Below are 21,054 nucleotides of genomic sequence, written 5' to 3'. Positions count from 1 at the left end.
AGTAGTTTCATGTTGTAGCGTTTCGCGCATGGCAGAAGCAGCTACCGCCCCCTCCCCGCGAGCCGCGATCGGCGACAGCGAGTTCGACCGCGACACCGCGGTCACCCGGCGCGAGCCCGGCGTCTACGACATCGACCTCTCGGCCGGCTGGACCATCATCAGCGCCGTCAACGGCGGCTATCTGCTGGCCGTGCTCGGCCGGGCCCTCGCGGACACCCTCCCGCACCCGGACCCCTTCTCCATCACCGCCCACTACCTCACCGCCTCCCGGCCCGGCCCGGCGGTCGTCCGCACCGGGACGGTCCGCACCGGCCGCACCCTCTCCACCGGCCAGGCCTCGCTCTTCCAGTACGACGACGAGGGCAACGAGGTCGAGCGCATCCGCGTCCTCGCCTCCTACGGCGACCTCGCCGCCCTCCCCGACGACGTCCGTACGACGGCCGCCCCGCCCGCGATCCCCCCGCTGGAGCGGTGCTTCGGCCCCGAGGACGGCCCGGCCCCGATCGACGGCAGCAACGCCATCGCCGGCCGGCTGATGATCAAGCTGGACCCGGCCACCACCGGCTGGGCCCTCGGCAGTCCCTCCGGCAAGGGCGAGATGCGCGCCTGGTTCGGCCTCGCCGACGGCCGCGACGCCGACCCGCTCTCGCTGCTCCTCGCCGTCGACGCCCTGCCGCCCACCGCCTTCGAGATGGGCCTCAAGGGCTGGGTGCCGACCGTGGAACTCACCGTCCACGTGCGCCGGCGCCCGGCCCCGGGACCGCTGCGGGTGTCGATCACCACCCGCAACCTGGCCGGCGGCTTCCTGGAGGAGGACGCCGAGGTCTGGGACAGCGCGGACCGGCTGGTCGCGCAGTCCCGCCAGCTGGCCCGGGTCAGGCTCGGCTGAGCGGCTCGCGCTCCGGCCGGGCCGCCGGCCTGTCGTAGGCGCCGGCTCCCTCGGGGGCCGGCGCCGGCGCGTCGAAGGGGCGTCCCTCCCGCGGCTTTCGGGGCAGGGCCCGGCCGACCGCCTCGGACGGGCCCCGGGCGTACGCCGGCGGTGCGGTCCGCCCGGAGATCCCGTCCCGGTGGGACGATCGCCGACGACACCGTCCGCTCGTCGCCGCGCCATGCCTTCAGGACCCGCTCCCGGGCCTCGGCGCGGGCCTCGTCGGCGACGGCGATGACGGCGCGGGTGCGCGGGTCGCCGCGTGGTGGGCCAACTCCTCGCGTTCTCCGGGCGGGACGGGTCAGTCCAGCCAGTGGGTGCGGCCGAGGGTGATGAGCCGCAGCTGACGGGTGGCGAGCCGGGTCACCCGCTCCCGCTCCTCCTCGGGTGCCTCCAGCGCCTCCAGGAACAGCGAGGCGGTGATGAGCATCTGGTCGACGTAGAGGTGCGCGAGCATCAGCAGGTCGTCGTCGCTCCAGCCCTCCGCCTCCCGGTCCCGCGCCAGTTCCGCCCGGACCTCCTCGGCGAACCGGTGCAGCTGGGCCCGGATGGCCTCGCGCACGGGCTGCACACCGCCGTGCCGTTCGCGGGCGATGAATCTGACGTGTGCGGGGTACTCGGCGACATGACGGGCGATCAACTGGACGGCGCGCGCGATCCGTTCCTCGCTGTCGCCCGTGGTGGACACCGTCGTCCGCACCATCGGATGCAGGCTGCCCAGCGCCTCGTCGACCAGGGCCACCCCGAGGTCGGCGGTCGAGCGGAAGTGCCGGTAGAAGGCGGTCGGGGCGACACCGACGGCCCGGGTGACCTCGCGCAGGCCCAGACTGCTCAGGCTCTGCTCCTCCAGCAGGGCGAGCGCCGCGTCGAGGAACGCCTGCCGGGTCTTCTGCTTCTGGGCCTGCCGGATACCGAGGGTGTGACTCATGTCATCCAGTTAACAACTGTTCTCCGGAATTGGAAAGCCGCGGGAGGCGTTAGACTCGAAGTCAGTGGACAAGTGTTACTACAACTGTTCACCCAAACTTCACACCGGCCGAACACGAGGCATCCCGGAGGGGGGATTCGATCCCATGCTGTTCCTCGTCGCCGCGCTCATGCTGCTCGGAGTGATGCTGGGCACCGTGGCCCACGCGCCGCTCACCGTCAGCGTCGCCCTGGCCGCCGTCATCGCCGTCTGGCTCGGCGTCTTCGCACTCCGCGAACGCCACAGCCGCCGGCACACGTCGTCCGACTGACGGTCCGGCCACACAGGATTTTCGGGAGCTGAGCATCATGCACCTCACCGCACCGGCCACCAGCGGCCGCACCGACACCCGTCCGCGCACCCGGGACGCCGACGGCATGGCCGTGGCGTCCTTCATCCTCGGCCTCCTCGGCCTGCTCGTCCTCAACCTCTTCCTCGGCCCGATCGCCATCGTCCTCGCCGCAGCCGCCCTCTGGCGCGGCACGGCCCGCCGGGGCCGCGCCTACCTGGGCCTCGGCCTGGGCGTCGCCGACCTGGTGGTCCTGGTGACGGCGATGGAGATGACCGGGTCGGTGTCCTGGAGCCTGTGAACGCCGTGACGCCGTGACGCCGTGACGCCGTGACGCCTGGAGTTCGGCGCCGGTCGCGGCCGGCGCAAGGCACTCTCCGGCCCCTTGCGCACCTCGCGGCCCGGGCCGCCGGCGGGGGAGCCGTAGAATCGGCCTCACCATGGCTTACCTCGACCACGCCGCGACCACCCCGATGCTCCCGGAGGCGGCAGAGGCGCTCACCGCCCGGCTGAGCATCACGGGCAACGCCTCCTCCCTCCACGCGTCCGGCCGGCAGGCCCGCCGCACGGTCGAGGAAGCCCGCGAAACCCTCGCGGAAGCCCTCGGCGCCCGCCCCAGCGAGGTCGTGTTCACCTCGGGCGGCACCGAGGCCGACAACCTCGCCGTCAAGGGCCTGTACTGGTCCCGCGCCGCCGCCGACCCCGCCCGCACCCGCGTCCTCGCCAGTCCCGTCGAGCACCACGCCGTCCTCGACGCCGTGCACTGGCTCGGCGAACACGAGGGCGCCACCGTCGAGTACCTCCCCGTCGACACCCACGGCCGCGTCCACCCCGACGCGCTGCGCGAGGCCATCGCCCGCGACCCCGACGACGTCGCCCTGGCCACCGTGATGTGGGCCAACAACGAGATCGGCACGATCATGCCGGTCCGCGAACTGGCCGACGTAGCCGCCGAGTTCGGCGTCCCCCTGCACGCCGACGCGGTCCAGGCGTTCGGTCAGGTCCCCGTCGACTTCGCCGCCTCCGGCCTCGCCGCGATGACCGTCTCCGGCCACAAGATCGGCGGCCCGTACGGCATCGGCGCCCTGCTCCTCGGCCGCGAGTACAGCCCCGTGCCCGTCCTGCACGGCGGCGGCCAGGAGCGGCACGTCCGCTCCGGCACGCTCGACGTGCCCGCCGTCGCCTCCTTCGCCGTGGCCGGCCGGCTCGCCGCCGAGCGGCGCGAGCGGTTCGCGCGGGAGATCGGCGGCCTGCGCGACCGGCTGGTCGACGCCGTGCGCGACGCCGTACCGGACGCGATCCTCGGCGGCGACCCGGCGCCCGGTGGCCGGCTGCCGGCCAACGCGCACTTCACCTTCCCCGGCTGCGAGGGCGACTCCCTGCTGCTCCTGCTGGACGCCCAGGGCATCGAGTGCTCCACCGGCTCCGCCTGCACCGCGGGCGTCGCCCAGCCCAGCCACGTCCTCCTGGCCACCGGCACCGACCCGGACCTGGCCCGCGGCACCCTGCGCTTCTCCCTCGGCCACACCTCCACCGAGGCGGACGTGGAGGCCGTGGCCAAGGCGATCGGCCCGGCGGTGGAACGCGCCCGCGCGGCCGGCCTCACCTAGCCGGCGGGGCCTCGGCGCGCTCGGCGCCGACCAGGCGCAGATACCGCTCCCAGTCCCAGAACGGCCCCGGGTCCGTGTGGTCCGTGCCCGGCACCTGGGCGTGCCCGATGACGTGCTCCCGGTCCGCGGGGATGCCGTAGCGCCCGCATATCGCGGCCGTCAGCCGGGCCGAGGCCGCGTACATGGCGTCGGTGAAGGACCCGGCGTCCTCCACGAAGCCCTCGTGCTCGATGCCGACACTGCGTTCGTTGTACTGCCGGTTGCCCGCGTGGAAGGCGACGTCCAGCTCGCGGATCAGCTGGGTGATCCGTCCGTCCGCGCGCACGATGTAGTGCGCCGCCGCACCGTGGCCGGGATCCTGGAAGGCCCGCACCGCCGACGCGTACCCGCCCTGGGTGACGTGGACGACGACCCGGTCCACCGGATAGTCGGCCGGCCGGTCCGCCCGCCGGTAGTTCGCCGCCGAGGCCGCCACCCAGCGCGCGCCCCGGAAGTCCACCGCGCCCGCCGCCCGCGGCTTGTCCACCCCGGGCAGCCGCCACCACGACCGGGACAGCTCCTCGCGGGCCAGCAGCGCCGTGCCCACGGCCGCCGCGACCCCGCCCACCAGCAGCGCCCGCCGCCCCAGCCGCCGGTCCCCGTCGCCTCCGGGCGGCCCCGCGCCCGCCCCCGCCGCCGGCCCTGTCGTCGCCCCCATGTGAGCCTCAACGGACGACCGGCCAACCAGGTTCCCGCGCCCCCGTACCCTGGAAGGGTTATGACTGACACCCCGCTGCGCACCCGCCCCCTCCGCGTCCTCGCCGCCATGTCCGGCGGAGTGGACTCCGCCGTCGCCGCCGCGCGTGCCGCGGAGGCCGGCCACGACGTCACCGGCGTCCACCTCGCACTCTCCGCGAACCCGCAGTCGTTCCGAACCGGCGCGCGGGGCTGTTGCACCATCGAGGACTCGCGCGACGCCCGCCGCGCGGCCGACGTCATCGGCATCCCGTTCTACGTCTGGGACCTCGCCGACCGCTTCCGCGAGGACGTCGTCGAGGACTTCGTCGCCGAGTACGAGGCCGGCCGCACCCCGAACCCGTGCCTGCGCTGCAACGAGAAGATCAAGTTCGCGGCGCTGCTGGACAAGGCGCTGGCCCTCGGCTTCGACGCCGTCTGCACCGGCCACTACGCCAAGGTGATCGTGAACGAGGACGGCTCCCGCGAGCTGCACCGCGCCTCCGACATGGCCAAGGACCAGTCGTACGTCCTCGGCGTGCTGGACGACAGGCAGCTCGCGCACGCGATGTTCCCGCTCGGCGACACGGTCACCACCAAGGAGGAGATCCGCGCGGAGGCCGAGCGCCGGGGCCTGGCCGTGGCGAAGAAGCCCGACTCGCACGACATCTGCTTCATCGCCGACGGCGACACCCAGGGCTTCCTGGCCCGCCGCCTCGGCAGGGCCGAGGGCGACATCGTGGACGAGTCCGGGGCCAGGCTGGGCAGCCACGAGGGCGCGTACGGCTTCACCATCGGCCAGCGCAAGGGCCTCAGGATCGGCACCCCGGCCCCGGACGGCAAGCCGCGCTACGTCCTGGACATCTCGCCGGTCACCAACACGGTCACCGTCGGCCCGGCCGAGGCCCTGGACGTCACCGCGCTCACCGCGATCAGGCCCCGCTGGTGCGGCGCCGCACCCGCCGGCCCCGGCACCTACACCGCCCAGCTGCGCGCACACGGCGGCGAGACCGAGGTGAGCGCCGAACTCGTGGACGGCGAGCTGCGCGTGACCTTCGCCGAGCCGGTCCGCGGCGTCGCCCCCGGCCAGGCGATCGTGCTCTACGACGGCACGCGCGTGGTCGGTTCGGCGACGATCGCGTCCACCACGCGCGCGACGGCGTCGGTCTGAGGCGCGCGGGGCCTATCCGGCGAAGAACTCCGCCAGCACCGGCCCCAGCACGTCCGGTTCCACCATGTGGGTCTGGCCGGGCAGGACGCGGTACGTGCCCCGCGGCACGGCCTCCGCGACCGCCTGGCCCGCCCGGTGCATCCACTCCGGGCTCGCGCCGCCCGCGACCGAGAGCACGGGGACGGAGATCCGGGCGAGCAGGTCGCGGGGGAGCAGGCCGTCGGCCATGACCGTGTCGTCGTGGGCGAGGCTGGGCGCCAGGCTCTCCATGCCGGCCCACATCGGGGACTGGCGGGCGCGCTCGATCATCTCCTCGCCGAGGCCGGTCTGGCGCAGGAACAGCTCCACCGCGTCCCCGCGCCGGCCCTCGGCCAGCGCCCCGGTCAGCTTCTCCTTGTAGGCCGCCTCGCGCGCGGCGCCGTCCGCCAGGTGGTCGGCGTACGGCACCTCGTACACCGCCGCCCGGCGCACCGGCAGCCCGCCCGCCGCCGCGCGCAGCGCCAGCGCGCCGCCCGAGGAGACCCCGAACAGCGCCGCGTCGCCCACGGCCTCGATCAGCGCGGCCAGGTCCTCGATCTCGCGGTCGACCGCGTACGGCGCCGTGTCGCCGCTCTCGCCGCGGCCTCGGCGGTCGTAGACGACGGCCGTGCAGCGGGCCGCGAGACGCTCCGCCAGGGGCAGCACGGTGCCGCCGGTGGACATCGCGCCGCTCACCAGGATCACCGTGGGCCCCTGGCCGGTCACGTGGTACGCGAGGGAGGTGCCGTCGCGGGAAGTCGTCTTCTTGTCCATGCCCGTGCAGACTGCCGCACGGCCGCTCCCTCATCGGTCACGACACGGCGGTGCCGGGGTCGGTCATGCCACCTCGGTGTCGTAGAAGCAGTAGTGGTCCTTGAGTTCCGCCATGTCGTCCTTGGGCTCGGGGTACGCCCAGACGAGGTCGGCCGCGTCCGGCAGCGACCAGTAGGAGGCCGTGCCCTTGTAGGGGCAGACCGTGTGCGTGTCGGAGGGAGTCAGCAGATCGAGGCGTACGTCCTCGGCGGGGATGTAGTACCGCACCGGACAGCCCGTCTCGCGCAGCTCCAGCGGACGGTCGGACTCCGCGAGCACCTGGCCGCCGTGCACGACGCGCACGTGCCGCTCGCTCTTTTCGATCGTGATCGTGTGTCCATCGCTCATACCGGAACAGCACCGGACGGGCCGCGCTTCTTCCCGGCCGGCCCGGGCGCCGTACGGTATGAGCCATGAACATCTGCGTCTTCCTGTCCGCCGCCGACCTCGACGAGCGTTACACCCGCCCCGCGCGCGAGTTCGCGGAACTGATCGGCAAGGCCGGTCACACGCTGGTCTGGGGCGGTTCCGACAGCGGTCTGATGAAGGTGGTCGCCGACGGGGTGCAGGAGAGCGGCGGCCGGCTGCTGGGCGTCTCCGTGGAGTTCCTGGCGAACAAGGCGCGGCCCGGCGCCGACGAGATGGTGATCGCGGCCGACCTCGCCGAACGCAAGAGGCTGCTGCTGGAGAAGGCCGACGCCGTGGTGATCATGGTGGGCGGCACCGGCACCCTCGACGAGGCCACCGAGATCCTGGAGCTGAAGAAGCACGGCCGCACCGGGAAGCCGGTCGTGCTGCTGAACACCGCGGGCTTCTACGACGGCCTGCGCGAGCAGTTCCGCCGCATGGAGGCCGAGGGCTTCCTGCCGCGCCCGCTGGCCGAGCTGGTCTTCTTCGCCGAAGAGCCCGCCGGCGCCCTGGCCTACCTGGAGGAGCAGCTCGCCGGGCACTGATGCGAGCATGGCCCCATGGCTACTCATGTGATCACCGGGGCCGGTTCCGGCATCGGCGCGGCCGTGGCCCGCCGGCTGCACGCGCGCGGGGACGATCTCGTGCTGCACGCGCGCGACGCGGGCCGCGCCAAGGAGCTGGCGGCCCGGTTCCCCGGCGCGCGCACCCTGGTCGGCGACCTCGCGGACCCGGACAAGCTCTCCTGGGCGTTCTCCCACCAGACGCTCCCGGACCGGGTGGACTCCCTGCTGCACATCGCCGGGGTCGTCGAGCTGGGCACGGTCGGCGACCTCACCCCGAAGTCCTGGCACCACCAGCTGAACGTCAACCTGGTCGCGCCCGCCGAGCTGACCCGGCACTTCCTGCCGCAGCTGCGGGCCGCCGGCGGCCATGTGATCTTCGTCAACTCCGGTGCCGGCCTGAGCGCCTCCGCCGGCTGGTCCGGATACGCCGCCTCCAAGCACGGCCTGAAGGCCCTCGCCGACGCGCTGCGCCAGGAGGAGCACGCGAACGGCGTCCGCGTCACCACCGTCTATCCCGGCCGCACCGCCAGCCCCATGCAGGCCAAGGTGCACCAGCAGGAGGGCAAGGAGTACGACCCGGGCAGGTGGATCGACCCCGAGTCGGTCGCCACGGCCCTGCTGATGGCCCTGGACCTGCCGAGGGACGCGGAGGTCAACGACCTGTCGGTGCGCCCGGGGCGCTGACCGGGGTCCCTGGGCTGCGTAGGCTGCCCTGGTGAGCGAAAACAGCCAGTTCAGGTTCCCGGGAGCCACCGGTGTCGGCTCCCTGCCCGGCACCGACGCCCGTGAGGCCGCCAAGACCGCCACCGGAGCCTTCGAAAACTTCCCGTTCCTCGCGGAACTGCCCGCGCGCGGGCCCGGCGCCGACATGATCGGCCGGACCGCCGGGATGCTGGTCGAGCTGTACGCGCGCGTGGAGCCCAGCGGCTGGCGGCTCGGTGACCGGCCGGGCCGGGACACCCGGCGGGCGCGGTCCTGGCTGCGGCAGGACCTGGACGCCCTGGAGGAGTTCACCCAGGGCTACGAGGGCGATCTGAAGGTGCAGGCCGTCGGGCCGTGGACGCTGGCCGCCGCGCTGGAGCTGAGGAACGGCGAAGCCGCCCTGTCCGACCCCGGCGCCTGCCGGGACCTCGCCGCCTCGCTCGCCGAGGGGCTGCGGCTGCACCTGGCCGAGGCCCGGCGGCGCGTCCCGGGCGCCCGGCTCGTCCTCCAGCTCGACGAGCCCTCCCTGACCGCCGTGCTGCGCGGACAGGTCCGCACGGCCAGCGGCTACCGCACCCACCGCGCCGTGGACCGGCAGATCGTGGAGGCCACGCTCCGGGACGTCGTCGCAGCGCACGACGGCGGGCCCGTGGTCGTGCACTCCTGCGCCCCGGACGTGCCGTTCGCGCTGCTGCGTCGGGCCGGCGCGGCGGCCGTCTCCTTCGACCTCGCGTTGCTCACCGAGCGTGACGACGACACGATCGGTGAGGCCGTCGAGAGCGGCACCCGGCTGTTCGCCGGTGTCGTGCCGGGCACGGACGGCCCGTTGTCAGACCCTGCCGGTAGCGTCATGGGTGTCAGGACGCTGTGGCGCAGGCTGGGGCTGCGTCCGGGGCTGCTCGCGGAGGCGGTCACGGTGACCCCGGCATGCGGTCTGGCGGGCGCTTCCCTCGCCTACGCGCGGCAGGTGCTCGCCCACTGCGTCAAGGCGGCGAGATCCCTCGCGGACAACCCTGAGTAACGGAGGACAACACGGTGGCCGGCGACAAGCAAGCGGAGACGACAGCGGTGCCCGCCGAGGCCCGCGAGACCCACGCGCGGCTGGCGGAACAGATCGAGGAGCACCGCTTCCGGTACTACGTGAAGGACGCTCCCGTCGTCAGCGACGCGGAGTTCGACCAGCTCCTGAAGTCCCTGGAGGCCCTGGAGGAGCGGTATCCGGAGCTGCGCACCCCGGACTCGCCCACCCAGAAGGTCGCGGGGTCCTACGAGACGGAGTTCACCGCCGTCGAGCACCGCCAGCGGATGCTGTCGCTGGACAACACGTTCAACGACGACGAGCTGGCCGCCTGGGCCGACCGTGTCGCGAAGGAACTGGGCGAGCAGGCCTACCACTTCCTGTGCGAGCTGAAGGTGGACGGCCTCGCGGTCAACCTCACGTACGAGAAGGGCCGTCTCACGCGCGCGGCCACCCGCGGCGACGGCCGCACCGGCGAGGACATCACGCCGAACGTCCGCACCATCGCGGAGATCCCGGACCGCCTCGGCGGCGAGGAGGTGCCCGACCTGGTGGAGATCCGCGGCGAGGTCTACTTCCCGATGGAGAAGTTCCTCGAACTGAACGAACGCCTGGTCGCGGCCGGCGAGAAGCCGTTCGCCAACCCCCGCAACGCCGCCGCCGGTTCGCTGCGCCAGAAGGACCCGAGGGTCACCGCGACCCGTCCGCTGCACATGGTGGTCCACGGCATCGGCGCCCTGGAGGGCTTCACCGGCCTGACCCGGCTCTCCCAGGCGTACGACCTGCTGAAGACCTGGGGCCTGCCCACCTCCCCGCACAACCGCGTCGTCGACGGCCTGGACGGCGTACGGCGGTTCATCGCGCACTACGGCGAGAACCGGCACTCCGTCGAGCACGAGATCGACGGTGTCGTGGTCAAGCTGGACGAGATCCGCCTCCAGGGACGGCTCGGCTCCACCGCGCGGGCGCCGCGCTGGGCGATCGCCTACAAGTACGCGCCGGAGGAGGTCAACACCAGACTGGTCGACATCAAGGTCGGCGTCGGCCGCACCGGCCGGGTCACGCCGTACGCCCAGGTGGAGCCGGTCACGGTGGCGGGCAGCGAGGTGGAGTTCGCCACCCTGCACAACCAGGAGGTCGTCAAGGCCAAGGGCATCCTCATCGGCGACACCGTCGTGCTGCGCAAGGCCGGTGACGTCATCCCCGAGATCCTCGGCCCGGTGGTCGACCTGCGGGACGGCACGGAGCGGGAGTTCGTGATGCCGGGCGAGTGCCCGGAGTGCGGCACGCCGCTGCGGCCGATGAAGGAGGGCGACGTCGACCTGCGCTGCCCGAACGCCCGTACCTGCCCGGCCCAGTTGCGCGAGCGGGTGTCGTATCTGGCGGGCCGCGAGTGCCTGGACATCGAGCACTTCGGCCAGGTGGCCGCCGCCGCGCTGACCCGGCCGCTGGAGCCGGCCGACCCGCCGCTGGTGGACGAGGGCGACTTGTTCGACCTGACGGTGGAGAAGCTGCTGCCCATCAAGGCCTACGTCCTGGACCCGGACAGCGGGCTGCCCAAGCGCGACCCCAAGACCGGTGAGGAGAAGGTCGTCACGGTCTTCGCCAACCAGAAGGGCGAGCCGAAGAAGAACACCCTGGCGCTGCTGGCGAACATCGAGGCGGCCAAGTCCCGCCCGCTGGCCCGGTTCCTGAACGGGCTGTCCATCCGGCACGTGGGCCCGGTCGCCGCGCAGGCCCTCGCGCGCGAGTTCCGCTCCGTCGACCGCATCGAGCAGGCGACCGAGGAGGAGCTGGCGGCCACCGACGGCGTCGGACCGATCATCGCCGCCGCGCTCAAGGAGTGGTTCGCCGAGGACTGGCACCGCGAGATCGTCCGCAAGTGGAAGGCCGCCGGGGTCCCGCTGGAGGACGAGGCGTCCGGCGAGGACGAGGGACCGCGTCCGCTGGAGGGGCTCACGGTCGTCGTCACCGGCACGCTGGAGAACTTCACCCGGGACGGCGCCAAGGAGGCACTACAGAGCCGAGGAGCGAAAGTGACCGGTTCTGTTTCGAAAAAGACCTCATTCGTTGTCGTAGGTGACAACCCTGGATCGAAGTACGACAAGGCCATGCAAATGAAGGTTCCTGTTCTGAACGAGGATGGTTTCGGCGTCCTGTTGGAGCAGGGCCCCGATGCGGCGGCCGGCGTCGCGCTTCCGACCGAGGAGTAGCGGTTGAAGGCCGCCCGATCGGCGCATATCAGATGCATACGGGTGGCCCGGGCGCATTCGGGCAACCGTCGGAGACCGCTGCCCGTGGAAGCCTTCCGCGGCCTACTGTTGAGGCGTGCGCCTGCCGTGCCCAGCTGCGGCTGGGGCACCTCCGTGCCCTCGACAGGCCCGGGGAGGGTTTCTTCGACGCGGAGCCGCTGAGGGTTGTCGGGCGCCGGGCCGCGTGGCGTGGGCACCGCCGGCTGTGAGAGGGACGGGAATGGAACCGACCGAGAGCGTCGCCCCAAACGCCCGGCTGCGTCCGCGCAGCCGGGCGGGCACCTGGCGCCGGAACCGGTGGACCGGCCGGGCCGCGGGCCGTACGGGCGTGCGGCCGCGCCCCGCCGGCCCGCGCATCGCCGGCCCGTGCGCGGCCACCGATCCCGCCGCCCCCCTGTCACCGGCCGTCGCCCCCGCCCCCGGCCTGACCGGCGCCGACACCGAACGGCACCTGCTGTCCCGGCCCGCGCTGCCCGCGGCCGTCGTCGCCGCCGCGGGCTTCGCCCTGGGCGCCGGCTTCTACCGCGCCTACACCGACCACCACGCGCTCTTCCCGCGCGGCACGGTCGGCTGGGCGCTGGCCCTGCTCACCGGCGTCATCGTCGGCCACCTCGTCATGCTGGGCCGCGCCCGCTGGTGGGGCGGCACCGGCTCGGGCGCCGCCCTCACCCTCGCCGTCCTGCTGCTGTACGGCTGGGTGCCCGCCGGACTGGTCAGCCTCACCGTCGTCGTCCTGGTCGGCATCGCCCGCCGGCACCGCTGGCGCCAGGGCGTGCTTCACGGCGCGGTGGACATCCTCGCCATCGGCGCCGGCGCCCTGCTGCTCGGCGCGTTCGGCCGGGTCCCGAGCGTCGAGACGCCCTGGCGGTCCGACAGCTGGACCATCGCCACCGCCCCCCAGGTCGTCCTGGTCGCGGTCGCCTACCTCGCCGTCGGCCGCGGTCTGCTGTGGTACCTGCACGCGCCGCGCGCGGGCGGGGTGCCCACCGTCGCCCGCACCGCCCTGGTCAGGCAGGGACTGGTCGCCGTCGCGCTGCTCGGCATCGCCCCGCTGCTGTGCGTCGTCGCCGACGCCGAGCCGGTCCTGCTCCCGCTCTTCGCCATCCCGCTCATCGCCCTGGACTCCACGCTGTGGATGGCCCGCGCCCGCGCCGAGGAGCAGCTGCGCGACCCGCTGACCGGGCTGCCCAACCGGCAGTGGCTGCTGGAGCGCATCTGGACCGCGCTGGACGACGCCGACCGCATCGGGGCGCGCGCCGCGCTCATGCTGATCGATCTCGACCGGTTCCGCTCGGTGAACGACACGCTCGGCCATCTGGCCGGAGACCGGCTGCTGCTCCAGATCGCCGACCGGCTGCGGCTCGCCCTGCCGCGCGGCGCCGAGGCGGCCCGGCTCGGCGGTGACGAGTTCGCCGTCTTACTCCCCGTCGCCGACTCCACCACGTCGGCGACGCGCGTCGCCCGCGGTCTCGTCACCGCCCTCAGCTCCCCGCTCGACCTGGACGGCCTCACCCTGGTCCTGGAGGCCAGTGCCGGCGTCGCCGTCTTCCCCGACCACGCGCTCGACGCCGAGGGCATGCTGCGCCGCGCCGACGTCGCGATGTACCAGGCGAAGCGGGACCGCACCGGCGTCGAGGTCTACGAGTCCAAGCGGGACTCCAACACCCCCGACCGCCTCGGCCTGCTCGGCGATCTGCGCCGGGCCCTCGACGCCCACGAGGTCCACCTCCACTACCAGCCCAAGGTCCGCTTCGACGGACAGGTCGCCGGCCTGGAGGCGCTGGTGCGCTGGGTGCACCCCGAGCGCGGCAAGGTGCCGCCGGACGAGTTCATAGCGATAGCCGAGTCCTCCGGGCTGATGCCCCACCTCACCGAGTACGTCCTGGAGAGCGCGCTCGGCCAGGTCGCCCGCTGGCGCGCGCAGGGCCTGCGGGTCCCGGTCGCCGTCAACGTCTCCCCGCGCGACGTCCACACCCCCGGCTTCGCCGGCTCCGTCGCCGCCCGGCTGGCCCGGCACGGCGTGCCCGCCGGGGCGCTCCAGCTGGAGATCACGGAACACGTGCTGCTGGAGGACCCGCAGCGCGCCGCCGACACCCTCGCCGGGCTCACCGGGCACGGCGTGAAGATGTCCCTGGACGACTTCGGCACCGGCTACTCGTCCCTGGTGCACCTGCGGCGGCTGCCGGTCAGCGAGCTGAAGATCGACCGCTCCTTCGTGGCCCGGCTCGCCGTGGACGCCGAGGACGCGGAGATCGTCCGCTGCACGGTGGACCTGGCCCACTCGCTGGGCCTGCTGGTCGTCGCCGAGGGCGTGGAGGACGACGAGACCTGGGAGCGGCTGCGGGACCTGGGCTGCGACGCGGTGCAGGGCTGGCTGGTCGCCGCGGCGATGCCGCCGGAGGAGGCCACCACCTGGCTGCTGGCCCGGGGGTCCCGTGGCTGGCAGCGCACTCCCGCCGCTCCCGCCGCTCCCGCCGCGCTGCCCGCGGCCGAGTAGTCGCCCGGTCCGCCTGCCGCCACCGCCCGGGCGGCCGCCCAGCCGCTCGCGCACCGGCCGGCCGGCGAGGTCCGCGGCACCGCGGTACGAAAGCCGCCGCGTCCGGAACGGGCTCCGCCCACGAGATCGTTGTACTGTTCGGCGCCGGTCCGCTTTCGCGCTACGAGCGCCACACCACGACGAGGCGCCACCGCGAGGCGCCGTGCCACCGGGCGCCCACCGACGGGCGCCGCGACGAGGGAGAGGCGACATGTCGCTGTTCGTGCCCGCATTCGACGACACCGTGGTGGTCCGGGACGCCGAGGCCGAGGTGGTCGGGGACACCCCCGTGGCCGTACGGCTGCTGGCCGACAGCAGCGCGAGCGGCGGTGCGCTGTCCACCGTGCGGGTCACCCTCGCCGAGGGAGCCGACGGCGCCCGGCCGCATGTCCACCACCACTCGGCGGAGATGTTCTACCTGCTCGACGGCGAGGCGGAGGTGCTGTCCGGCGACGACGTCGTGACCGCCGGACGCGGCGACCTGATCATCGTCCCGCCGGACCGGCCGCACGCCTTCGCCGCCGCGCCCGGCGCCACCGCCGACCTGCTCGTCGTCATCGCGCCCGGCGTCGAGCGCTTCGAATACTTCCGCCACCTCCAGCGCATCCGCCTGGGCGAGGCCACGCCGGAGAGCCTGCTGGAGGTCCAGGAGCTGTACGACAACCACTTCCTGAGGAGCGCGGCCTGGGACGGCCGGCGCCGCTGAGGCGGCCCTCGGGGAAACCGTTTCACGGGCACGGGGCGCCGCCCCATAGGATTGGGCCCAAACCACACACACTCACCCCAGAGGATCGCTGCATGCCTGGCATCACGCGCGAGGAGGTCGCCCACCTCGCCCGGCTGGCGCGTCTGGAGCTGAAGCCCGAAGAACTCGACCACTTCGCGGGACAGCTCGACGACATCATCGGCGCGGTCGCCCGCGTCAGCGAGGTCGCCGACCAAGACGTACCGCCGACCTCGCACCCGCTCCCGCTGACGAACGTCATGCGGCCGGACGAGGTCCGTCCTTCGCTCACCCCCGAGCAGGCGCTCTCCGGCGCCCCGGCACAGGAGCAGCAGCGTTTCAAGGTGCCGCAGATCCTGGGGGAGGAGTGACCACCATGACGGACAGCAACATCATCAAGCTCACGGCCGCGCAGACCGCCGAGAAGATCGCCTCCGGCGAGCTGACGGCCGTCCAGGTCACCGAGGCCCACCTCGCCCGGATCGAGGCCGTGGACGAGAAGGTCCACGCCTTCCTGCACGTCGACCGCGAGGGCGCTCTCGCCCAGGCCCGTGCCGTGGACGAGAAGCGGGCCCGCGGCGAGAAGCTCGGCCCGCTGGCCGGCGTCCCGCTCGCGCTCAAGGACATCTTCACCACCGAGGGCGTGCCCACGACCGTCGGCTCGAAGATCCTCGAGGGCTGGATCCCGCCGTACGACGCGACGCTCACCAAGCGGCTGAAGGCCGCCGACATCGTCATCCTCGGCAAGACCAACATGGACGAGTTCGCCATGGGGTCCTCCACCGAGAACAGCGCCTACGGCCCGACCGGCAACCCCTGGGACCTCACCCGGATCCCCGGCGGCTCCGGCGGCGGTTCCTCCGCCGCGCTCGCCGCCTACGAGGCCCCGCTCGCCATCGGCACCGACACCGGCGGTTCCATCCGCCAGCCGGCCGCCGTCACCGGCACCGTCGGCGTGAAGCCGACGTACGGCGCGGTGTCCCGCTACGGCATGGTCGCCTTCTCCTCCTCCCTCGACCAGGGCGGCCCCTGCGCCCGTACGGTCCTGGACGCGGCCCTGCTGCACGAGGTGATCGCCGGCCACGACCCGCTGGACTCCACGTCCATCGACGCTCCCGTCCCGCCGGTGGTCGAGGCCGCCCGCAACGGCAGCGTCCGGGGCATGCGCGTCGGCGTGGTCAAGCAGTTCCGCGGCGAGGGCTACCAGGCCGGCGTCATCCAGCGCTTCGACGAGTCGGTGGAGCTGCTCAAGGAGCTGGGCGCCGAGATCGTCGAGCTGGACTGCCCGTCCTTCGACCTCGCCCTGTCGGCGTACTACCTGATCGCCCCGTCCGAGTGTTCCTCCAACCTCGCCCGCTTCGACGGCCTGCGCTACGGCCTGCGGACCGGCGACGACGGCACGCACTCCGCCGAGGAGGTCACCTCCCTGACCCGCGAGGCCGGCTTCGGCCCCGAGGTCAAGCGCCGGATCATGCTCGGCACGTACGCCCTGTCTAGCGGCTACTACGACGCGTACTACGGCTCCGCGCAGAAGGTCCGCACGCTCATCACGCGGGACTTCGAGAAGGCCTTCGAGCAGGTCGACGTGATCGTCTCCCCGACGACCCCGACCACCGCCTTCCCGATCGGCGAGCGCGCCGACGACCCGATGGCGATGTACCTCGCGGACCTGTGCACCATCCCGACCAACCTGGCGGGCAACGCAGCCATGTCCCTGCCCTGCGGTCTCGCCCCGGAGGACAACCTCCCGGTGGGCCTGCAGATCATCGCTCCGGCGCTGAAGGACGACCGGCTGTACAAGGTGGGCGCCGCCGTGGAGGCCGCCTTCGTGGAAAAGTGGGGTCACCCGCTGCTGGAGGAGGCACCGTCGCTGTGAACGCACTGTCCAAGGCCAAGGGCTTCAAGAAGTCCAAGTCCGGTACGTACCTGTCCATGGCCGCCACCGCGTTCGGCGCGGTCGGCGCCGCTAAGCAGATCAAGAAGGCCCGCGCCGAGAACGACACGCTGAGGCTCGTCGACGCCGTCGTCACCGCCGCGGGCATCGTCACCGGCCTCGCCATCCTCTACCGCGAGCTGAAGCGGCTGGGCGACGACGACGTCCTGCTGGGCTGAGAGGGAAGTTTCACCGTGACCACCACGACCGACCTGGTGTCGTACGAGGACGCGCTGACCGCGTACGACCCCGTCATGGGCCTCGAGGTCCATGTCGAACTCGGCACCAGGACCAAGATGTTCTGCGGCTGCTCGACCTCGCTCGGCGCCGACCCGAACACCCAGACCTGCCCGGTCTGCCTCGGCCTGCCCGGCGCGCTCCCGGTCGTCAACGCGACCGGCGTCGAGTCCGCCATCAAGATCGGTCTCGCGCTCAACTGCGAGATCGCCGAATGGTGCCGCTTCGCCCGGAAGAACTACTTCTATCCGGACATGCCGAAGAACTTCCAGACCTCCCAGTACGACGAGCCGATCGCCTTCGACGGCTACCTCGACGTGCAGCTGGAGGACGGCGAGGTCTTCCGCGTGGAGATCGAGCGCGCCCACATGGAGGAGGACACCGGCAAGTCGACGCACGTCGGCGGCGCCACCGGCCGTATCCACGGCGCGTCCCACTCCCTGCTCGACTACAACCGGGCCGGCATCCCGCTGATCGAGATCGTCACCAAGCCGATCGTGGGCGCCGGCGAGCGCGCCCCCGAGGTGGCGAAGGCGTACGTCCGCGAGCTGCGCGAGGTCATCCGTGCCCTCGGCGTGTCCGAGGCCCGCATGGAGATGGGCCAGATGCGCTGCGACGTGAACCTGTCGCTGATGCCCAAGGGCGCCGACAAGTTCGGCACGCGCTCGGAGACGAAGAACGTCAACTCCCTGCGCTCGGTGGAGCGTGCGGCCCGCTACGAGATCATGCGCCACGCGGCCGTGCTCTCCGGCGGCGGCACGATCGTCCAGGAGACCCGCCACTTCCACGAGGACACCGGGTCCACGACCTCGGGCCGCGTGAAGGAGGAGGCCGAGGACTACCGGTACTTCCCGGAGCCCGACCTGGTCCCGGTCGCGCCCTCGCGCGAGTGGGTCGAGCAGATCCGCGCGGCGCTGCCCGAACCGCCGCTGGCCCGCCGCACCCGCCTGCTGGCGGAGTGGGGCATCTCCGCCACCGACATGCAGGCGATCCTGAACGCCGGCGCGCTGGACCTGATCGTGGCCACGATCGGCGCCGGTGCCGACGCGGCCGCCGCCCGCAAGTGGTGGATGGGCGAACTGGCCCGCAGCGCCAACGAGTCCGGCACGGCGCTGGACGAGCTGGCGATCACCCCGCAGCAGGTGGCCCGGGTCACCGAGCTGGTCGCGAAGGGCGATCTGAACGACAAGCTGGCCCGCCAGGTCATCGAGGGCGTCCTCGCGGGCGAGGGCACTCCGGACGAGGTGGTCGAGGCGCGCGGCCTGAAGGTCGTCTCCGACGAGGGCGCGCTGACCGCCGCCGTCGAGGAGGCCATCGCCGGCAACCCGGCCATCGCGGACAAGATCCGCGGCGGCAAGGTGGCCGCGGCCGGCGCCCTGGTCGGCGCGGTCATGAAGGCCACCCGCGGCCAGGCCGACGCGGCCCGCGTCAAGGAGCTGATCCTGGACAAGCTGGGCGTCAGCGAGGGCTGAGCAACACCCGCGTACGGCCCCGGAGGCACACCCTCCGGGGCCGTACCGCGTTCTCCGGGGCGCCTTTCGGGCCGTACGACGCCCTACGGGATGGCGGCCCGGCCGTACGGATGTCCTGCGCGGCGTCCCCCGGCCCGTACCGCTTACCGGAGGCGTCCCACGACCCGGGCGAATCCCAGTGCGCGCCCCTCGTCCGCGCGGAGCATCTGCGCGGACCGGCCCGCCATGCGGACGTGGAAGTCGTCCGTGCTCTCCTCGGCGACCACGTCGCACCACAGCAGCCAGTCGCGCCAGCCGTCCTCCAGCCAGTCGGCCGCCTCGACCTCCACGGCACCGCTGCGGGTCCAGTGGCGCCGCCACCAGCCGGCGGTGTGGAAGCACCAGAACGCGGGCTCCCACCAGGGCTTCAGATGCTCCGGCGGCTCGGTGCCCGCCGGCTCCTCGCGCAGCGCCGGCACGACGACCCCGATCCGCCCGCCGGGTTTCAGCAGCCGGGTCAGCGTGGGCAGGTAGAGGTCGTCGGTGCCGAAGTACTGGTAGGCGTCGACGGAGACGATCGCGTCGAAGGTCCCCTCGGCGAACGGCAGGTCGTGCGCCTCGGCGTGCACGGGCAGCACCCGGTCGGCGACGCCCGCCTCGGCGATCCGTACGGCGTTGTCGCCGGGCTTCACCCACAGGTCGGCGGCGGTGACCTGGAGGCCGTACTCGCGGGCGAGGAAGACGGAGGTCATCGCCCGCCCGCAGCCGAGGTCGAGCACGCGCGCGCCCGGCGGCAGCGTGTCGAGCCCCAGCGCGGGCGCCAGCCACTCCAGCAGCCACAGGGCGTGCGGGCCCATCTGGTTCTCGACGGTCCAGCGGGCGTCGTAGCCGCTGCTGCGGGGGTAGCGCGGATGGGTGAGACGGCGGGTGAGCGCGTCCGGTGCGGTCGGTGTGTTCACAAAAGACCTGCCTAGCAGCCGGGACGACCGCCCCGCACCGGGTTTTCGCCACGGCGGGAGGTACGCTCGCCCGCCATGAGGGGAAGCACCGATGCCGATGTCGAGCCCGTGACGACGCGGGCCGTGGAAGAGCCGGAGGGCGCCGGGGACACCGGAGGGGCGGGGGAGTACGCGGAGGATGCCGAGGAGTTCGCCGGGGACGCCCGGCGGGCCCGCTGGCTGGCCGTCGGCACCGGGGCGCTGCTGGCCTGCGCGGGACTGGCCGCCGCGCTGCTGAGGTCCGCCGGCACCGCCCCGGCGCTCGTGCCCGCCGCCTACGCCCTCGGCGCCGCCGTGTGCGTACTCGCGGCGGCGCTCGGCGGCCGGGGCCGCACCCGCAGGGCCCTGTGGCTGCTGATCGCGGGCACGATGATCATGGCGCTCGGAGACCAGTTCGACTGACGTATTTTTGCCGTACCGCCGGATTCCGGCGGGACCGACTGCGGAAGGAACAGCGGCGGATGTACGCGACATCGCTCGGTGACGACGGCGCCGAACTACGGCCCCTGGAGGTGTGGCACGCCGGGGAGCTGCTGGAGAACATCGACCGGGGACGGGAGTTCATCGGCCGGCACGTCGCGCTCGCGGACGCGGTGTCCGATCTCGACGGGGCCCGCGCCTGGCTGAAGTCCTACGCCGACAAGCGCGCCGCCGACGCCGGCAGCCTGCACGGGATCTGGCTGGACGGCAAGCTCGTCGGAGGGCTGCTGTTCCGCGTCTGGGACACGCCAAGCGGGGTCTGCGAGGCGGGCTGCTGGCTGGAGCCGGCCGCGGCCGGTCGCGGGCTGGTCACGCGCGGCATGCGGATCCTGCTCGACTGGGCCTTCGAGGAGCGCGGCATGCACCGGGTGGAGTGGCAGGTGTCCTCGGCCAACGAGCCGAGCATCGGCGTGGCCCGGCGGCTCGGCATGACCCGCGAGGGCGTGCTCCGCGAGAACTACCCGCACCGGGGCGTGCGCACCAGTACCGAGATCTGGGCGGTGCTGGCACCCGAGTGGCGTGCGGCACGCGCGCGTACCACGCGAAACGATCATTAACAGACCTCGACGATCATTAAGAGACCTCTCAGACAGCGTCCGTACGGTGCCGGGCATGGCAACGAAGACAGCGGAAGGCGCTGAGACCGCCGGCACCGGCTCCGGTACCGAGGCGCACAAGGACGACGAGACGACCACGGCCGGCACCGGAGCCGTGGAGGAGGCCGGGGAGACCGGGGAGGCCGGGCCCGGCACGGCGGGCGAGGAAGCCGGGGAAGCCTCGGACGCCGGGGAAGGACAGGCCGGCAGGACGCCCTCCGGGGTCGGCCAGGGCGCCGGGGCCGTCGTCTCCGCGGCGCTGGGCCTGGTCTCGCTCACCGGCGGCTGGACCGGCACCGTAGCCGCCGCCCGGGAGCAGCTCATCGGCCAGCTGCGCACGTCCACCAGCGCGGGCGTCGGCACCCAGCTCAAGGAGGTCTACGGCGACGCCTGGCACACCACCGCGCTGTGGGCCGGCCTGTTCGCGCTGGCCGCGCTGCTCACCGCCGTGGTCGTGCTGGTCCGGCCCGCCTTCGGCACCCCCGGCCGGCCGCAGGCCGCCTGGATCAGGTCGGTGGCCTGGGCGGGCCTCTCGCTCGGCGTCATCGGCCTGCTGCTGGCCGTCCTCAAGTACTCCGACGCCCTGCTGGCCCTGCCCTCCGCCGGCTGACCGGCCGCGAGCCCGAGGGGCCTTAGGGCGCCG

Annotated in this window: 23 protein-coding genes; 18 read left to right on the top strand and 5 right to left on the bottom strand. The window is 73.2% G+C overall.

The genetic code is table 11. The features are described 5' to 3' along the window. Positions 1 to 28: 28 nt before the first annotated feature. Positions 29 to 889, top strand: a complete 861-nt coding sequence (locus SCK26_RS11870; RefSeq protein WP_318201264.1) for a thioesterase family protein — start codon at positions 29 to 31, stop codon at positions 887 to 889. 340 nt (positions 890 to 1,229) lie between these two features. Here SCK26_RS11870 and SCK26_RS11865 read toward each other — a convergent pair whose 3' ends face one another. Beyond that, positions 1,230 to 1,856, bottom strand: coding sequence for a TetR family transcriptional regulator (locus tag SCK26_RS11865; protein ID WP_318201263.1), 627 nt, complete (start codon positions 1,854 to 1,856; stop codon positions 1,230 to 1,232). A 145-nt stretch (positions 1,857 to 2,001) separates the two neighbouring features. On the opposite strand from SCK26_RS11865, the gene SCK26_RS11860 reads away from it, so the two are divergent. The 3 genes from SCK26_RS11860 (at position 2,002) to SCK26_RS11850 (ending at position 3,794) form a co-directional block, all read left to right on the top strand. Continuing rightward, positions 2,002 to 2,166 carry a hypothetical protein gene (locus SCK26_RS11860; protein WP_318201262.1) on the top strand — a complete coding sequence of 55 codons (165 nt, stop codon included), beginning with the start codon at positions 2,002 to 2,004 and terminating at the stop codon, positions 2,164 to 2,166. A 37-nt stretch (positions 2,167 to 2,203) separates the two neighbouring features. Further along, positions 2,204 to 2,485: a DUF4190 domain-containing protein gene (locus SCK26_RS11855; RefSeq protein ID WP_318201261.1), complete on the top strand. Its 282-nt coding sequence runs from the start codon at positions 2,204 to 2,206 to the stop codon at positions 2,483 to 2,485. Positions 2,486 to 2,624: 139 nt separating this feature from the next. Next, positions 2,625 to 3,794, top strand: coding sequence for a cysteine desulfurase family protein (locus SCK26_RS11850; protein WP_318201260.1), 1,170 nt, complete (start codon positions 2,625 to 2,627; stop codon positions 3,792 to 3,794). Here SCK26_RS11850 and SCK26_RS11845 read toward each other — a convergent pair. Continuing rightward, positions 3,787 to 4,491 carry an N-acetylmuramoyl-L-alanine amidase gene (locus SCK26_RS11845; RefSeq protein ID WP_318201259.1) on the bottom strand — a complete coding sequence of 235 codons (705 nt, stop codon included), beginning with the start codon at positions 4,489 to 4,491 and terminating at the stop codon, positions 3,787 to 3,789. The two genes, SCK26_RS11850 and SCK26_RS11845, sit on opposite strands and share 8 nt — an antisense overlap. A gap of 60 nt (positions 4,492 to 4,551) precedes the next feature. Between SCK26_RS11845 and mnmA the strand changes: the two genes are divergently transcribed. Next, on the top strand, positions 4,552 to 5,679 hold the full coding sequence (mnmA, locus tag SCK26_RS11840; RefSeq protein ID WP_318201258.1) for a tRNA 2-thiouridine(34) synthase MnmA: 1,128 nt from the start codon (positions 4,552 to 4,554) through the stop codon (positions 5,677 to 5,679). Between the two features lie 12 nt (positions 5,680 to 5,691). On the opposite strand, the gene SCK26_RS11835 is transcribed toward mnmA, so the two are convergent. Beyond that, the gene (locus SCK26_RS11835; RefSeq protein WP_318201257.1) at positions 5,692 to 6,471 is read right to left on the bottom strand and encodes an alpha/beta hydrolase; all 780 of its coding nucleotides are present in this window, start codon (positions 6,469 to 6,471) and stop codon (positions 5,692 to 5,694) included. 63 nt (positions 6,472 to 6,534) lie between these two features. Next, positions 6,535 to 6,858: a DUF427 domain-containing protein gene (locus tag SCK26_RS11830; RefSeq protein WP_318201256.1), complete on the bottom strand. Its 324-nt coding sequence runs from the start codon at positions 6,856 to 6,858 to the stop codon at positions 6,535 to 6,537. Positions 6,859 to 6,923: 65 nt separating this feature from the next. On the opposite strand from SCK26_RS11830, the gene SCK26_RS11825 reads away from it, so the two are divergent. The 10 genes from SCK26_RS11825 (at position 6,924) to gatB (ending at position 18,358) form a co-directional block, all read left to right on the top strand. Then, the gene (locus tag SCK26_RS11825) at positions 6,924 to 7,463 is read left to right on the top strand and encodes a TIGR00730 family Rossman fold protein (RefSeq protein ID WP_318201255.1); all 540 of its coding nucleotides are present in this window, start codon (positions 6,924 to 6,926) and stop codon (positions 7,461 to 7,463) included. 15 nt (positions 7,464 to 7,478) lie between these two features. Continuing rightward, positions 7,479 to 8,168 carry an SDR family oxidoreductase gene (locus tag SCK26_RS11820; RefSeq protein WP_318201254.1) on the top strand — a complete coding sequence of 230 codons (690 nt, stop codon included), beginning with the start codon at positions 7,479 to 7,481 and terminating at the stop codon, positions 8,166 to 8,168. A gap of 31 nt (positions 8,169 to 8,199) precedes the next feature. Further along, the gene (locus SCK26_RS11815; protein ID WP_318201253.1) at positions 8,200 to 9,207 is read left to right on the top strand and encodes a methionine synthase; all 1,008 of its coding nucleotides are present in this window, start codon (positions 8,200 to 8,202) and stop codon (positions 9,205 to 9,207) included. Between the two features lie 14 nt (positions 9,208 to 9,221). After that, positions 9,222 to 11,417: an NAD-dependent DNA ligase LigA gene (ligA, locus tag SCK26_RS11810; RefSeq protein WP_318201252.1), complete on the top strand. Its 2,196-nt coding sequence runs from the start codon at positions 9,222 to 9,224 to the stop codon at positions 11,415 to 11,417. 259 nt (positions 11,418 to 11,676) lie between these two features. Next, positions 11,677 to 13,953 carry a bifunctional diguanylate cyclase/phosphodiesterase gene (locus SCK26_RS11805; protein WP_318201251.1) on the top strand — a complete coding sequence of 759 codons (2,277 nt, stop codon included), beginning with the start codon at positions 11,677 to 11,679 and terminating at the stop codon, positions 13,951 to 13,953. A gap of 250 nt (positions 13,954 to 14,203) precedes the next feature. Beyond that, a complete protein-coding gene (locus SCK26_RS11800; protein WP_318201250.1) occupies positions 14,204 to 14,698 on the top strand; it encodes a cupin domain-containing protein in 495 nt (164 codons plus the stop codon). Between the two features lie 92 nt (positions 14,699 to 14,790). Beyond that, positions 14,791 to 15,087, top strand: coding sequence for an Asp-tRNA(Asn)/Glu-tRNA(Gln) amidotransferase subunit GatC (gatC, locus tag SCK26_RS11795; RefSeq protein ID WP_004925108.1), 297 nt, complete (start codon positions 14,791 to 14,793; stop codon positions 15,085 to 15,087). Between the two features lie 5 nt (positions 15,088 to 15,092). Beyond that, on the top strand, positions 15,093 to 16,592 hold the full coding sequence (gene gatA / locus SCK26_RS11790; protein WP_318201249.1) for an Asp-tRNA(Asn)/Glu-tRNA(Gln) amidotransferase subunit GatA: 1,500 nt from the start codon (positions 15,093 to 15,095) through the stop codon (positions 16,590 to 16,592). Next, on the top strand, positions 16,589 to 16,828 hold the full coding sequence (locus SCK26_RS11785) for a hypothetical protein (protein ID WP_318201248.1): 240 nt from the start codon (positions 16,589 to 16,591) through the stop codon (positions 16,826 to 16,828). The genes gatA and SCK26_RS11785 overlap by 4 nt, the downstream gene beginning before the upstream one ends. A 15-nt stretch (positions 16,829 to 16,843) precedes the next feature. Next, positions 16,844 to 18,358: an Asp-tRNA(Asn)/Glu-tRNA(Gln) amidotransferase subunit GatB gene (gene gatB, locus SCK26_RS11780; protein ID WP_318201247.1), complete on the top strand. Its 1,515-nt coding sequence runs from the start codon at positions 16,844 to 16,846 to the stop codon at positions 18,356 to 18,358. Positions 18,359 to 18,501: 143 nt separating this feature from the next. Here the strand turns inward: gatB and SCK26_RS11775 are convergent, their stop codons facing one another. Next, on the bottom strand, positions 18,502 to 19,296 hold the full coding sequence (locus SCK26_RS11775; RefSeq protein ID WP_318201246.1) for an SAM-dependent methyltransferase: 795 nt from the start codon (positions 19,294 to 19,296) through the stop codon (positions 18,502 to 18,504). Between the two features lie 75 nt (positions 19,297 to 19,371). On the opposite strand from SCK26_RS11775, the gene SCK26_RS11770 reads away from it, so the two are divergent. The 3 genes from SCK26_RS11770 to SCK26_RS11760 are packed head-to-tail and all read left to right on the top strand — an operon-like array spanning position 19,372 to position 21,021. Next, positions 19,372 to 19,737: a hypothetical protein gene (locus SCK26_RS11770; RefSeq protein ID WP_318201245.1), complete on the top strand. Its 366-nt coding sequence runs from the start codon at positions 19,372 to 19,374 to the stop codon at positions 19,735 to 19,737. Between the two features lie 59 nt (positions 19,738 to 19,796). After that, positions 19,797 to 20,372 carry a GNAT family protein gene (locus SCK26_RS11765; RefSeq protein ID WP_318201244.1) on the top strand — a complete coding sequence of 192 codons (576 nt, stop codon included), beginning with the start codon at positions 19,797 to 19,799 and terminating at the stop codon, positions 20,370 to 20,372. 55 nt (positions 20,373 to 20,427) lie between these two features. Beyond that, positions 20,428 to 21,021, top strand: coding sequence for a hypothetical protein (locus tag SCK26_RS11760; protein ID WP_318201243.1), 594 nt, complete (start codon positions 20,428 to 20,430; stop codon positions 21,019 to 21,021). The last annotated feature ends 33 nt before the right edge of the window (positions 21,022 to 21,054 follow it).

The organism is Streptomyces sp. SCL15-4 (assembly GCF_033366695.1).
GTDB lineage: Bacteria > Actinomycetota > Actinomycetes > Streptomycetales > Streptomycetaceae > Streptomyces.
This window is presented reverse-complemented; position numbering and strand designations above follow the sequence as displayed.

Coding starts and splice junctions, on each gene's coding strand:
- SCK26_RS11825 (WP_318201255.1), top strand. CDS start 6,924: ATGAACATCTGCGTCTTCCTGTCCGCCGCCGACCTCGACGAGCGTTAC.
- SCK26_RS11850 (WP_318201260.1), top strand. CDS start 2,625: ATGGCTTACCTCGACCACGCCGCGACCACCCCGATGCTCCCGGAGGCG.
- gatC (WP_004925108.1), top strand. CDS start 14,791: ATGCCTGGCATCACGCGCGAGGAGGTCGCCCACCTCGCCCGGCTGGCG.
- SCK26_RS11870 (WP_318201264.1), top strand. CDS start 29: ATGGCAGAAGCAGCTACCGCCCCCTCCCCGCGAGCCGCGATCGGCGAC.
- SCK26_RS11835 (WP_318201257.1), bottom strand. CDS start 6,471: ATGGACAAGAAGACGACTTCCCGCGACGGCACCTCCCTCGCGTACCAC.
- gatA (WP_318201249.1), top strand. CDS start 15,093: ATGACGGACAGCAACATCATCAAGCTCACGGCCGCGCAGACCGCCGAG.
- SCK26_RS11860 (WP_318201262.1), top strand. CDS start 2,002: ATGCTGTTCCTCGTCGCCGCGCTCATGCTGCTCGGAGTGATGCTGGGC.
- SCK26_RS11855 (WP_318201261.1), top strand. CDS start 2,204: ATGCACCTCACCGCACCGGCCACCAGCGGCCGCACCGACACCCGTCCG.
- SCK26_RS11845 (WP_318201259.1), bottom strand. CDS start 4,491: ATGGGGGCGACGACAGGGCCGGCGGCGGGGGCGGGCGCGGGGCCGCCC.
- SCK26_RS11820 (WP_318201254.1), top strand. CDS start 7,479: ATGGCTACTCATGTGATCACCGGGGCCGGTTCCGGCATCGGCGCGGCC.
- SCK26_RS11760 (WP_318201243.1), top strand. CDS start 20,428: ATGGCAACGAAGACAGCGGAAGGCGCTGAGACCGCCGGCACCGGCTCC.
- SCK26_RS11865 (WP_318201263.1), bottom strand. CDS start 1,856: ATGAGTCACACCCTCGGTATCCGGCAGGCCCAGAAGCAGAAGACCCGG.
- SCK26_RS11830 (WP_318201256.1), bottom strand. CDS start 6,858: ATGAGCGATGGACACACGATCACGATCGAAAAGAGCGAGCGGCACGTG.
- mnmA (WP_318201258.1), top strand. CDS start 4,552: ATGACTGACACCCCGCTGCGCACCCGCCCCCTCCGCGTCCTCGCCGCC.
- SCK26_RS11770 (WP_318201245.1), top strand. CDS start 19,372: ATGAGGGGAAGCACCGATGCCGATGTCGAGCCCGTGACGACGCGGGCC.
- SCK26_RS11765 (WP_318201244.1), top strand. CDS start 19,797: ATGTACGCGACATCGCTCGGTGACGACGGCGCCGAACTACGGCCCCTG.
- SCK26_RS11805 (WP_318201251.1), top strand. CDS start 11,677: ATGGAACCGACCGAGAGCGTCGCCCCAAACGCCCGGCTGCGTCCGCGC.
- SCK26_RS11800 (WP_318201250.1), top strand. CDS start 14,204: ATGTCGCTGTTCGTGCCCGCATTCGACGACACCGTGGTGGTCCGGGAC.